Annotated in this window: 11 protein-coding genes; 5 read left to right on the top strand and 6 right to left on the bottom strand. The window is 57.1% G+C overall.

Translation table 11 applies throughout. From position 1 onward, the window contains the following. Nucleotides 1-13: 13 nt before the first annotated feature. Both nuoA and lrhA read right to left on the bottom strand, forming a co-directional pair. Nucleotides 14-451 (bottom strand): NADH-quinone oxidoreductase subunit NuoA, encoded by a 438-nt coding sequence (nuoA, locus tag ACJ8HT_RS00930; RefSeq protein WP_025303663.1) that lies wholly within the window; start codon nt 449-451, stop codon nt 14-16. A 707-nt stretch (nt 452-1,158) separates the two neighbouring features. Further along, nucleotides 1,159-2,103, bottom strand: coding sequence for a transcriptional regulator LrhA (lrhA, locus tag ACJ8HT_RS00925; protein WP_194572817.1), 945 nt, complete (start codon nt 2,101-2,103; stop codon nt 1,159-1,161). Between the two features lie 856 nt (nt 2,104-2,959). On the opposite strand from lrhA, the gene ACJ8HT_RS00920 reads away from it, so the two are divergent. Further along, nucleotides 2,960-4,174, top strand: a complete 1,215-nt coding sequence (locus ACJ8HT_RS00920; protein WP_004936047.1) for a pyridoxal phosphate-dependent aminotransferase — start codon at nt 2,960-2,962, stop codon at nt 4,172-4,174. 107 nt (nt 4,175-4,281) lie between these two features. Beyond that, nucleotides 4,282-4,881 (top strand): 5'-deoxynucleotidase, encoded by a 600-nt coding sequence (gene yfbR / locus ACJ8HT_RS00915; protein ID WP_025303666.1) that lies wholly within the window; start codon nt 4,282-4,284, stop codon nt 4,879-4,881. Nucleotides 4,882-4,908: 27 nt separating this feature from the next. Here the strand turns inward: yfbR and ACJ8HT_RS00910 are convergent, their stop codons facing one another. From ACJ8HT_RS00910 to yfbV, 4 genes are all read right to left on the bottom strand, one after another. Then, nucleotides 4,909-6,759 (bottom strand): SLC13 family permease, encoded by a 1,851-nt coding sequence (locus ACJ8HT_RS00910; protein ID WP_072270997.1) that lies wholly within the window; start codon nt 6,757-6,759, stop codon nt 4,909-4,911. 79 nt (nt 6,760-6,838) lie between these two features. Then, the gene (locus tag ACJ8HT_RS00905; protein WP_055312510.1) at nt 6,839-7,495 is read right to left on the bottom strand and encodes a sugar phosphatase; all 657 of its coding nucleotides are present in this window, start codon (nt 7,493-7,495) and stop codon (nt 6,839-6,841) included. A gap of 17 nt (nt 7,496-7,512) precedes the next feature. Beyond that, a complete protein-coding gene (locus tag ACJ8HT_RS00900) occupies nt 7,513-8,007 on the bottom strand; it encodes a YfbU family protein (RefSeq protein WP_016926898.1) in 495 nt (164 codons plus the stop codon). 143 nt (nt 8,008-8,150) lie between these two features. Further along, nucleotides 8,151-8,606, bottom strand: a complete 456-nt coding sequence (gene yfbV, locus ACJ8HT_RS00895; protein ID WP_004936061.1) for a terminus macrodomain insulation protein YfbV — start codon at nt 8,604-8,606, stop codon at nt 8,151-8,153. A 358-nt stretch (nt 8,607-8,964) separates the two neighbouring features. Here yfbV and ackA point away from each other — a divergent pair, with 358 nt between their 5' ends. The 3 genes from ackA to ACJ8HT_RS00880 all read left to right on the top strand — a co-directional run bounded on the left by ackA (nt 8,965) and on the right by ACJ8HT_RS00880 (nt 13,251). Continuing rightward, the gene (ackA, locus tag ACJ8HT_RS00890) at nt 8,965-10,167 is read left to right on the top strand and encodes an acetate kinase (RefSeq protein WP_004936063.1); all 1,203 of its coding nucleotides are present in this window, start codon (nt 8,965-8,967) and stop codon (nt 10,165-10,167) included. 74 nt (nt 10,168-10,241) lie between these two features. Then, nucleotides 10,242-12,398 (top strand): phosphate acetyltransferase, encoded by a 2,157-nt coding sequence (gene pta, locus ACJ8HT_RS00885; RefSeq protein ID WP_033648050.1) that lies wholly within the window; start codon nt 10,242-10,244, stop codon nt 12,396-12,398. 334 nt (nt 12,399-12,732) lie between these two features. Continuing rightward, nucleotides 12,733-13,251: a hypothetical protein gene (locus tag ACJ8HT_RS00880; protein WP_174135520.1), complete on the top strand. Its 519-nt coding sequence runs from the start codon at nt 12,733-12,735 to the stop codon at nt 13,249-13,251. Nucleotides 13,252-13,325: the final 74 nt, after the last annotated feature.

Below are 13,325 nucleotides of genomic sequence, written 5' to 3'. Positions count from 1 at the left end.
TAATGCCTCGCTGTTACTGCGGATGACTGTTGGTGTTAGTGATCGTGCTCGGTTTGCTGCGGCGTTGGGAACGCGCCGGAGTCCAATCCAACGCGCCGATGCGCACCAGATAAACCAGACCGGCCAATAGCACCAAAATGAAAATGGCGGCTTCGATAAAGCCTACCCAACCGCTCTCGCGAACCGAGACCGACCAGGCATACAGGTATAAGGCTTCAACGTCGAAAATAACGAAGAACATGGCCACCAGGTAGAACTTGGCGGACAAGCGCATGCGCGCCGTGCCGACCGAGTCGATGCCTGATTCAAACGGGGTGTGTTTGGCGCGTGCCCGGGCTCTCCCGCCCAAGAAGAACGCACCCAGCAGCATTAAGCCGCAGAGCCCGATAGCCACGACGAGAAATACGGCGAGCGCCCAGTGATGAGCGATAACTTCAGTGGTTGTTGACATACTCTATGCTTACTCATCAAAAGTGGCGTCGATCGCACTGCTCTTGTCACCGGCAGTTAGTGCGCCACATCGATTTAAGGGAAGGATAAATAACCACACAAACAAACTGCTTTTACAGCGAGTTAGGCAGCGTTTTTCTGTGGGCTTTTTACTCCTTTCTATAACCTTTTGTCAACTTTGACAAAAGTATCTACACACTAGTTTACATACGTATCATTTGATTAACATTTGATGCGCCAGGGGCTGGCTAAATCGTGTCAGTTAATTTTTGTGTAGAAACAGATAGATATAAACCAACGTGCACATTTCAGTTTTACTATACCATTGTCTCAGGAATTCCCTGTTCTTCCACTCACTACCTAGGGGTATTTTTTTGATCCAGGACACGTTTTCAGCATAAATCCTCAAAAAAAGTGTGGCCCTTTAACAATTTTCCTCAAATTAAGCCGCAAAAACGGCCGCTATAAGCTAACAAAATAACCCTGCTATTACCATGCCTTTAACCCATTCAATCTTATTGCTCAAAAAACAAACTCAGCGTCTTAAACCCGGCCAAACTCTCTTTTTACTAACGCTTAAAAGTTAATAAAACAGCCAACTCATAACAAAATCGTCATTAAACCCCTATAACAGTAAGAATCGCCAAAAAAAGGGCAAAAAAAACCTCCGCCGAAGCAGAGGTTTTCATCAGATATCACGCCGCGGCGTTATTCTTCTTCGTCCACCAGGCTGGCGCCATCCTGATCGCCCTGGAGACCGGCTTCCGCGCCGTTGAAGCCATAACCGCCATTGCCGCCCTGCATCGCGCTGAAGATGGCCATCGCCAGCTCATTGCTGCACTGCGCGTTTTTGCACAGCGCATACTGGGTATCCGGCAGCGGCGGCAAGCCTTCCACCGCCCCCAGCACCCGCAGATCGGGACTCATCATCTCGATCGGCCGCGCGGTCACGCCCAGGCCGGCCTTACAGGCCGCCCGCACCGCGGACAGCGTGGAGGCGACGTAGGCGATGCGCCAAGGGATGCCGGCTTCGTCCAGCTGCTTGATCGCCAGCGCGCGGAACGGGCTTGGCTCATCCATCACCACCAACGGGATCGGTTCGCCCGCCTGATAGTGGTAATCGGCGGCGCAGTACCACAGCGTCGGCGATGTGCGCAGCACGATATGCGGATGTCCGGCCGGATCGGCCGTGGTCACCGCCAGATCGATCTCGCCCTCTTCCAGCAGATCGACCATCGTCGCGCTGCGCTTTACGCGCACGTCAATGGCCAGCTTCGGATAGATGGCAGTCACGCGGTTCAACAGGAAAGGCAGAATGGTATCGGCAGTATCGTCGGAAGCGCCGATGGTCAGAACACCTTTAATATTGTTGTACATCAGCGAGGTACAGGCTTCGTCGTTAAAGCGCAGGATCTTCCTGGCATAACCGAGAAGCTGAATACCATGCTCAGTCAGGAGTTTATTACGCCCATGGCGGGCAAACAGTTCTTTGCCGACCAGTTGCTCTAATCGCTGCATTTGTTGACTGACGGCTGATTGAGTACGGCATACGGCAACCGCCGCCGCCGCAAAGGTATTCAAATCAGCAACCGCAACAAAGGTTCTTAGCAGATCGAGGTCGAGATTAAGTATCGGACGATTTGCAGTTGTCATAGTGTATTCTTCACTTTTTTAAATTCTAATTTACGAACTACTACCCTGGTGTGTTTCTCAGACGCCGTTGAAAAGGACGGAGCCTGTTATGACAGTACCCCACTCATAAGTGGAGGGCAAAAAAATTACTTATGATTCGTTACCTCTATCGCTTTTTAAAATGCGATCTATCGATGGTGCTTATAGAACGCGGGGGACTGAATACCGGTGAAAAGGGAAAACCCCCACCGAACCTGAGATTTTACTCATTCATACTGCCTAATTTCCACTCCATTCGTGCTACTGAGAACCCTTATCAACCGGCGTTCAGACTGCATTACAGAGCAAAAAAGATAAATAATTAACGGTACCGACTTCGTGTTACCACTCAATGAATTTAATAAATTCAATCAGTAAGATTTTTGCTTTAAATAATAATCCTATAACCACATAAACAATGCTTAAGGTAAAATATAAAGTAAAGCTAATGTAAATATGTCATTTTCCTTAGTGTGGTGCGCTAACTGACACCCCGCTATCAGACAACTCCGGTATTATCGTTCCTTTACAGTTTATTGAAGCCTATTCTCCCTTTCGGCTTATCAGTTCACTGCTGCCAGCCGCGATCGCCGGCACGTCGCGTTTATCGAGGCGGGATTTTACAGAACAAAACCCTAGTAAAATTATAGTTCATGAAATTATGAACCACAAAATAACTTTACCTTTGCTTATCATAACTAAAATCCCCCGTTACGACATGCATTTGCACCAAAGGCGTGCAAAACCCTTCAAAAGCAACTACGCCAGGAGTACATTGGGCGAGTTGCGGCGTCCCACGGTAGGAGCGCCCCTATCCCAGCAAAAGGCTCAACTTTTTATGTCCCCCATTGAGAAATCCAGCAAACTGGACAACGTCTGCTATGACATTCGCGGCCCGGTGCTTAAAGAAGCTAAACGTCTTGAAGAAGAAGGCAACAAAGTCCTGAAACTGAACATCGGCAACCCTGCCCCGTTCGGTTTCGACGCCCCGGACGAAATCCTGGTCGACGTGATCCGCAATCTGCCCACGGCGCAAGGCTACTCCGATTCCAAAGGCCTCTTCTCGGCGCGTAAAGCGATCATGCAGCACTACCAGGCGCGTAACATGCGTGACGTGACCGTTGAGGATATCTACATTGGCAACGGCGTCTCGGAGCTGATCGTCCAATCCATGCAGGCGCTGCTCAACAGCGGCGACGAAATGCTGGTGCCGGCGCCGGACTACCCGCTGTGGACCGCCGCGGTATCGCTGTCCGGCGGCAAGGCCGTGCACTACCTGTGCGATGAGCAGGCCGGCTGGTTCCCGGATCTGGACGACATCATCAGCAAGATCACCCCGCGCACCCGCGGCATCGTGATCATCAACCCGAACAACCCGACCGGCGCGGTTTACAGCAAAGCGCTGCTGGAACAGATCGTCGAGATCGCCCGTCAACACAACCTGATCATCTTCGCCGACGAGATCTACGACAAGATCCTGTATGACGAAGCCGAGCACCATTCGATCGCCGCGCTGGCGCCGGATCTGCTGACCGTGACCTTCAACGGCCTGTCGAAAACCTACCGCGTGGCGGGCTTCCGCCAGGGCTGGATGGTGCTGAACGGGCCGAAGAAACACGCCAAAGGCTATATCGAAGGGCTGGAGATGCTGGCTTCGATGCGCCTGTGCGCCAACGTGCCGATGCAACACGCCATTCAAACCGCGCTGGGCGGTTATCAGAGCATCAGCGAATTCATTCAGCCCGGCGGCCGCCTGTACGAACAGCGCAACCGCACCTGGGAACTGCTCAACGACATTCCGGGCGTCTCTTGCGTAAAACCGCAGGGCGCGCTGTACATGTTCCCGCGCATCGACGCCAAGCGCTTCAACATCCACGACGACCAGAAACTGGTGCTGGACCTGCTGCTGCAGGAAAAAGTGCTGCTGGTGCAGGGCACCGCGTTCAACTGGCCTTACCCGGATCACGTGCGCATCGTCACCCTGCCGCGCGTAGACGAACTGGAAATGGCGGTCGGCAAACTGGGCCGCTTCCTGGAAGGTTACCACCAGTAATCGCCTGGGGCGCAGCGCCTTGCTGCGCCCTTCTCTCATTGCCCGGTTGCAAAATTCGCCGTCACTGCTTCACAATGGGGCCCTCACTTGCCGTTAAAGAGAGCACCATGAGCCAGAGCCATTTCTTCGCCCATCTGTCCCGCCTGAAACTGATCAACCGCTGGCCGCTGATGCGCAACGTGCGTACCGAGAACGTCTCCGAACACAGTCTGCAGGTGGCTTTCGTCGCCCACGCGTTGGCGGTGATCAAGAACCGCAAATTCAACGGCAACCTCAACGCCGACCGCGTTGCGCTGCTGGCGATGTACCACGATGCCAGCGAAGTGATCACCGGCGACATGCCGACGCCGATCAAGTACTACAATCCGCAGATCGCCCATGAATACAAGAAGATCGAAAAGATCGCGCAGCAAAAGCTGCTGGACATGATCCCCGCGGAGCTGCGCAACGATTTCCGCACCATTCTCGATGAGCACTACTACAGCGAAGATGAAAAGCAGGTAGTGAAGCAGGCAGACGCGCTGTGCGCCTACCTGAAATGCCTGGAGGAACTCTCTGCCGGCAACAACGAATTCACCCTGGCCAAGGCGCGGCTGGATAAAACTCTGGAACAGCGCCGCAGCCCGGAAATGGACTACTTCATGGACGTGTTCATTCCCAGCTTCAGCCTGTCATTGGACGAAATCAGCCTCGACAGTTCGCTGTAACCCCGCCGGCGCAGCCTCGCTGCGCCGTTAAAAGCCGTAGAGCCACGGCACCACAATCACGCTGACCGCCATCACCAGCAGAGTGAACGGCACGCCGAGACGCACGAAATCGCCGAACTTGTAATTGCCCGGCCCCAGCACCAACGTGTTGACCGGTGAAGAGACCGGCGTCATAAAGGCGGCGGACGCGGCGATGGCGATAATCATCGCGAACGGGTATGGCGAGACGCCCATTTCGCGCGCGGCGGCGATGGCGATCGGCGCCATCAGCACCGCCGTCGCGGTGTTGGAAATAAACAGGCCGATGGTGGCGCACAAGACGAACAGGCACAGCAGCATCACGCGAGGCCCCGCGCCGCCGGCGACGTCCATCAGCCCGCTGACGATCAGATCCACCCCGCCGGTCTTTTGCAGCGCCTGCGCAAACGGCATCATCCCGACGATCAAAATGATGCTCGGCCAATGGATCGATTTATAGGCGCTCTCCATATCGATACAGCGAAACTTGCCCATCAGCAGACAAGCGATCAGCGCCGCGATGGGGTTGGGGATTTCGTCGGTCAACATCATTGCCACCATCAGCGCCAGGCAAAACAGCGCGTGCGGCGCCTGCGTGATCGCCGGCGCCACTTCGTCCACCTCGGCCGGCAAGTTGAGCACGATAAAGTCGTGGGTTTTGGCCTGCAGCTGACGGATCGCCTTCCAGTCGCCGATCACCAGCAAAATGTCGCCCAGCTCCAGCGGCTCGTCCACCAGCTTGCCGCCCAGCGTCTCGCCGTGGCGGCGGATGCCCACCACGTTGAGATCGTAGCGGCTGCGGAACGCCGCTTCGCGCAGGCTTTTGCCCAGCAGCGCCGAGTCCGGGATCAGCGACACTTCCGCCATGCCGACGTTGCGCGACTGTTCAGAGAAGTAATCGCCGCGCAACACCATCGGCTCCAGCCGCTGCTCGCCGCAGAATTCGCGCAGATCGACCTGGCTGTCCGACATGTCGATCAAGAGGACGTCGCCCTCGCGCAGCTCGGTGCTGCCGGAGGCGCTGACCATCACCCGCCGGAAGCGTTTCCAGCGCTCGATACCCACCACGTTGGCGCCATAACGCGCACGCAGGTGCAGTTCATCCAGCGAACGCCCGATCAGCGGCGAAGCGCTGCGGACAGCCAACCGCCGCGCGCGGCCGGTCAACTTGTAGTCGCGGATCAAATCGCGGAAGGTGCGGCGCTGCCAGTCATCGCCGGCTTTGCCCGTTTCACCGCTACCCAGCCAACGCCGGGCGATCAGCATGTACCCGACGCCCAGCGCCAGCACCACCAGGCCAATGGGCGTCACGCTGAAGAAACCGAAACCATGGATGCCTTCTCGCACCAGTTCGCTGTTGACCACCATGTTGGGCGGCGTGGCCACCAGCGTCATCATGCCGCTGATAAGCCCAGCGAAGCTGAGCGGCATCATCAGCCGTCCCGGCGCGATCTTCATTCTGGCCGTCACGCTGAGCACCACCGGGATAAAGATCGCCACCACGCCGGTCGAGCTCATGAACGCGCCCAGCCCGGCGACCGTCACCATCAGCAGCATCAACATTTTGGTTTCGCTGCTGCCGGCCACTTTCACCAGCCAGTCCCCCACCTGATAGGCCACGCCGGTGCGCACCAGCCCTTCGCCGATCACGAACAGCGCCGCGATCAAAATCACGTTGGGATCGCTGAAGCCGACCGTCGCCTCCTGCAGGCTGAGCGTGCCGCTCAGCACGAAGGCGATGATCACCAACAGCGCCACCACGTCCATGCGCAGCTTGTTGGTGGTAAACAGCACGATGGCAATCAGCAGTAAACTCAGCACCCACAGTAATTCGCTGTTCAAAACGGCCTCATCCGGCAAATGTCCAAAGGTCTAAAAAATAGCATAAAAAAACCCCGCCGAAGCGGGGTCTAATCAATTAGGGTGAAGATAATGCCGCTCAGGCCAGCCGGCGAACGATCGCGCCCTGCGCCGTTTTATCGACGGCGATCTGCGCCAGCGAATCCAGCCGCAGGTCGACCTGATCCAGCTTCGGCGCATCCGCCGGCGCGTTGACCGCAATCACCTGGCAGCCCGCCGCCAGGCCGGAGAGAATGCCGGCCGGCGCGTCTTCAACCACCACGCACTCGTGCGGCGCAAGCCCCAGGCGCTCGGCGCCCAGCAGATAGGCGTCGGGCTGTGGCTTACCGTGTTTAACCTGCTCGGCGGTGATGAACACCTCCGGCTGCGGCAAACCGCCGGCCTGGCGGCGAGCGCCGGCCACCGGCACCGAACCGGAGGTGACGATCGCCCAAGGGATACCGAGCGCGTTCAGGCGCTCCAGCAGCGCAATCGCGCCCGGCAGCGCGCGAACGCCGTCGGTATCCTGCGCTTCGGCCTGCTCCAGCAACTCGAACTCGCGCTGAATTTCCGCTTCGCTTTCGCCCGGCATAAAGTGGCGCAGAGAAGTAATGGCCTGTTTACCGTGAATGAAATCCAGCACCGCTTGCGGGTTGACACCGCGGCGCTCGGCCCAGTGCGTCCAGGCGCGCTCTACCGCCGGCAATGAATCCACCAGGGTGCCATCAAGATCGAACAGAAAACCCTTACACTCCACAGAAAACCTCTTCTTAATCAAGCATTGATGATTTGCGCTATCTCAACGGCGCTCAGGTGATACTGGCGCGGACAGGCCAGCCAGATCGCCAGCATACGCTGGTATTTTTCCCACATTTTGGTCTGGGCGTTGAAACCGTGGCTGCCGGAATCGAAGTGAGTATAACGCCCCTCGGTGCTGACCAGGAAACGCACGTAGCTCAGGTAGCGCGCTTCGGTGGCGGCGTCGAAGCCGAGAAACGCCAGGCGGCGCTCGTCCAGATCCTGCTTCTCTTTCAGGTTGCCCCAGGAAACCTGCAGCGCATGGTGCATCTCCATCACGTTGATGATGGTGCGGCACACCTCTTCGCTCAGTTCGCCGAAGTCGCGATCCAGTTCGCGCATTTGCAACCCGAACCCGCGTTCGACGATGGTTTGCAGCCGGCGATAACGGTCGCCGTTGTCCGGGTCGAGCAGGGTCATCATCTTGTACTGGTTCGACAGGATCAGCCGCTGGGCGTTGGTCATTTCCATCAGGATTTCCTCATTTCTGTATGATGGCGGGAGCATCGCACAGCGCAAGAACGCAGGAAATCACAACTCGACCGTTCTTTGATTTAAACCGGGGTTATTGGCGCTTTGACGAAAAAGGCCGCATCAACGCGGCCTTTTCTCAGTTACAGATCGTCGAGGAAGGTTTTGTCCAGCTGCTTGAAAGCACGCTTGAGCAGATCGGCCAACGTCTGATAGGTCGGCGTGCCTTCGAGCGGCGCTACCGCCTGCCCGGCTTCCGTCAGCTTGTTGCGCACCTCATGGAACCATTGCAGCAGCGTCGGCGGCAGCGGCGTGACCGAACGGCGCCCCAGCCACCACAGCCCCTGCATAGGCAGGCTGCAGGCGAACAGCGCTGTGGCGATCGCCGGGCCGAGCTGACCGCCGAGCGCGATCTGCCAGGTCAGCGTGAAAATCGCCAACGGCGGCATGAAACGGATAGCGAAACGGGTGGCACGCGCAACGCGGTTCTCCGGAAAGACCGGTGCCAGACGTTTGTCCGACGGCCAGGTTTTCATATAATGCTGCCCGCGCTGGAAGACCTGAAACCAGCTTACGGAACCGGACGGTTTGCTCGTCATTGCGTACCTCAACGTCACGTAAAGAAACTAAAAGCGTGCTGCCAGAGACCATACTAAAAAATTTGAAGCTTTAAATTTATTTTGTGTTTGCACCGGGCTATCGGTATCCTAAGCCGGCCTTGTGGCCGGTAGAAGATGACGCAAATTTTGTCAACTTTTAGCCCTATAAAAATCAAGATTATTTAAACCGCAGAGAAATCATCGGTTTTTCCATCATCCTGTGATTTGTGCACTTCACATGATGTTAATCATAAATGTCATCGGCACTATGCGCTACGCTTGTTGTCTGATTGACGATTAATTCACCACGTGTTTTCGATTTTCTTTTAACAACACGACTATTTAAGTAGGTACTTCCATGTCGAGTAAGCTAGTACTGGTTCTTAACTGCGGCAGTTCTTCTCTGAAATTCGCCATCATCGATGCCGTTAACGGCGACGAATTCCTCTCCGGTTTGGCCGAGTGTTTCCACCTGCCTGAAGCTCGCATCAAGTGGAAAATGGACGGCGCCAAACACGAAGCTGCCCTGGGGGCCGGCGCTGCACACAGCGAAGCGCTGAACTTCATTGTTAATACTATTCTGGCACAAAAACCAGAGCTTTCTGCGCAGCTGACCGCTATCGGCCACCGCATCGTGCACGGCGGCGAGAAGTTTACCGCTTCCGCCGTGATCAACGACGAAGTTCTGCAGGGTATCAAAGATTCCGTGCCGTTTGCACCACTGCACAACCCGGCTCACCTGATCGGCATCGCGGAAGCGCTGAAATCCTTCCCTCACCTGGCCGACAAGAACGTTGCCGTGTTCGACACCGCGTTCCACCAGACCATGCCGGAAGAATCTTACCTGTACGCCCTGCCGTACAGCCTGTACCGCGACCACGGCGTTCGCCGCTACGGCGCACACGGCACCAGCCACTTCTACGTGACTCAGGAAGCCGCGAAGATGCTGAACAAGCCGGTAGAAGAAGTGAACGTGATCACTTGCCACCTGGGCAACGGCGGTTCCGTTACCGCAGTGCGCAACGGCCAGTGCGTTGACACCTCCATGGGTCTGACCCCGCTGGAAGGCCTGGTGATGGGCACCCGCAGCGGTGACATCGATCCGGCTATCATCTTCCACCTGCACGACTCTCTGGGCATGAGCGTTGACCAGATCAACAAGATGCTGACCAAAGAATCCGGCCTGCTGGGCCTGACCGAAGTCACCAGCGACTGCCGTTACGTTGAAGACAACTACGACAGCAAAGCCGACGCCAAACGCGCCATGGACGTGTTCTGCCACCGTCTGGCCAAATACGTCGGCGCATACAGCGCGCTGATGGAAGGCCGTCTGGATGCGGTGATCTTCACCGGCGGCATCGGCGAGAACGCCGGCATGGTGCGTGAGCTGACCCTGAACAAACTGGGCCTGCTGGGCTTCGAAATCGACCACGACCGCAACATGGCCGCTCGCTTCGGCAAATCCGGCGCCATCACCAAAGACGGCAGCCGCCTGGCGCTGGTGATCCCGACCAACGAAGAGTTGGTCATCGCGCAGGACGCATCCCGCCTGACCGCGTAATGCTCTCAAAACACCGTCAGCCCAGGCTGACGGTGTTGTTTTAGCCTCATGTTAATCGTGAAGAGGACTATTCTGTGTCACGTACTATTATGTTGATCCCCACCGGCACCAGCGTCGGCCTGACCAGCGTCAGCCTGGGTGTCATCCGCTCCATGGAGCAAAAAGGCGTTCGTCTGAGCGTGTTCAAGCCTATCGCTCAACCGCGCACCGGCGACAACGCGCTCGACCAGACCACCACCATCATCCGCAGCAACTCCACCATCCCGGCGGCCGAACCGCTGCGCATGGACTACGTTGAGGGCCTGCTGAGCTCCAACCAGCAAGACGTGCTGATGGAAGAGATCGTGGCGCGTTACCACGAGAACACCAAAGACGCGGAAGTGGTGCTGATCGAAGGCCTGGTGCCGACCCGTAAGCATCAGTTCGCCAACGCGCTGAACTACGAGATCGCCAAAACCCTGAACGCCGAGATCGTCTTCGTGCTGGCGCTGGGCAACGACTCCCCGGCGCAGCTGAAAGAGCGCATCGAACTGGCGCGCACCAGCTTCGGCGGCAGCAAGAACAAAAACATCACCGGCGTTATCATCAACAAGCTGAACGCACCGGTCGACGATCAGGGCCGCACCCGTCCTGACCTGTCCGAAATCTTCGACGACTCCACCAAAGCCAGCATCGCCCACGTCGATCCTGCTCAGCTGTTCGCCAACAGCCCGCTGCCGGTTCTGGGCTGCGTGCCGTGGAGCTTCGATCTTATCGCCACCCGCGCCATCGACATGGCTCGCCACCTGAAGGCCCGCGTGGTCAACGAAGGCGACATCATGACTCGCCGCGTGAAGTCCGTGACCTTCTGTGCGCGCAGCATCCCGCACATGCTGGAACACTTCCGCCCGGGCTCTCTGCTGGTGACCTCCGCAGACCGTCCTGATGTGCTGGTCTCCGCCTGCCTGGCGGCGATGAACGGCGTGGAAATCGGCGCCATCCTGCTGACCGGCGGCTACGCCATCGACGAGCCGATCAAGAAGCTGTGCGAACGCGCCTTCCAGACCGGCCTGCCGGTGTTCATGGTCGACACCAACACCTGGCAGACCTCGCTGAGCCTGCAGAGCTTCAACCTCGAAGTGCCGGCGGACGACCACCAGCGCATCGAGAAAGTGCAGAACTACGTGGCCAGCCACATCAACACCGAGTGGATCGACTCGCTGACCGCCACCTCCGAGCGTTCACGCCGCCTGTCTCCACCGGCGTTCCGTTACGAGCTGACCGAGCTGGCGCGTAAAGCCGGCAAACGCATCGTGCTGCCGGAAGGCGACGAGCCGCGCACCGTGAAAGCGGCGGCCATCTGCGCCGAACGCGGCATCGCGGAATGCGTGCTGCTCGGCAACCCGGACGAGATCCAGCGCGTTGCGGCAGCGCAAGGCGTTGAGCTGGGCAAAGGCATCGAAATCGTCGATCCGGTCGCCGTGCGTGAAAACTACGTGCCGCGTCTGGTTGAGCTGCGCAAGAGCAAGGGCATGACCGAAGTGGTCGCGCGCGAGCAGCTGGAAGACAACGTGGTGCTCGGCACCCTGATGCTGGAACAAGGCGAAGTCGACGGTCTGGTCTCCGGCGCGGTTCACACCACCGCCAACACCATCCGTCCGCCATTGCAGCTGATCAAAACCGCGCCGGGCAGCTCGCTGGTGTCCTCCGTGTTCTTCATGCTGCTGCCTGACCAGGTACTGGTCTACGGCGACTGCGCGATCAACCCGGATCCGACCGCCGAGCAGCTGTCTGAAATCGCCATCCAGTCTGCGGATTCCGCCGCGGCCTTCGGCATCGAGCCGCGCGTAGCGATGATCTCCTACTCCACCGGCAACTCCGGTGCGGGCAGCGACGTCGAGAAAGTGCGCGAAGCGACCCGTCTGGCGCAGGAAAAACGCCCGGACCTGATCATCGACGGCCCACTGCAGTACGACGCCGCCATCATGGCCGACGTTGCCAAGTCCAAGGCGCCGAACTCACCGGTAGCCGGCCAGGCGACCGTGTTCATCTTCCCGGATCTGAACACCGGCAACACCACCTACAAAGCGGTACAGCGTTCCGCTGACCTGGTCTCCATCGGGCCGATGCTGCAAGGCATGCGCAAGCCGGTGAACGACCTGTCGCGCGGCGCACTGGTTGACGATATCGTCTACACCGTTGCGCTGACGGCGATCCAGTCTTCCCAGGCTGACGCTGCCGCCAAGGCCTGATAGCCCATTAATGTCACGCCCCGTCCTGGCCGGGGTTGTGGATAATGAGTACTGGCATAAAACAATAAAGCACCGCTCAAGCATATTGAGCGGTGCTTTTTTTATTCTGAAGAAAGAATCATATCTTTCCCCTGCGGACAAATCTCACTGCCCTCCGCGCTAAGCTTACGCCAATTTATTTATAAACAAATAAATAGCTACAGTATCGCCAGCAAGTCATTTCCATTCCACCTTAAGCTAAGAATACTCTTAATTAAAGGTCCGACTTATTCTGATAACAGGATCTTGTGCTAGACACTATGCACACTCATAAAAAAATCTGAAGGTTTCCCCTATGGCACACACTGGTCAGTCCGTTGAGAAAATAGCCAAAACGCTCATTAACAATGCCATTAATTACGATTCCTACCTTTGGAAGATCGACCGGCTCGGCCCTACAACGAACAGAATGCTGGCGCTGGCTTTTTCTCTGACGAGAGGAAAGAGGGAGGTATCGGGATTAACCCGCTTCGTAGGCCACAGCGCAGGCATCACGCATGACGCCTCCCTATTTGACCGATATATTGAAGAACTGCAGGCGAAGGAGAAAAAAAGCCAGCGGCTGATTCTCCCGTGGAGCGGTAAAAAGGAAGTTGAAGCGCGGCCCTTTACCGCATGCGCCGAAGCCCATGTGTGGCTTGAACTTTATGCTCGCAACCTGCATCCGCGTCATTACTACTGCGTTGCTTTTAACGGGGATGGGAGAATCGCGCCGTGTTGCAATAACTGCAAAATGTGGGTCCACAATGCGTTTTTCGGCGTTGTCACGCCGAATACCGAATATAACAACCGACACACCTATTCTCCGCGTTAAGGCGTGCGCGTTGCCTCAGCGACGTTTCATGGCCTTATCAGGCAACGCCGGTCATTGACCGGCGTCTTGGGCTT

It is taken from the genome of Serratia sp. CY44782, from assembly GCF_052168715.1.
Taxonomy (GTDB): domain Bacteria; phylum Pseudomonadota; class Gammaproteobacteria; order Enterobacterales; family Enterobacteriaceae; genus Serratia; species Serratia nevei.
Note: the sequence above shows the minus strand (reverse complement) of the source record. Positions and strands in the feature narration are given on the sequence as shown.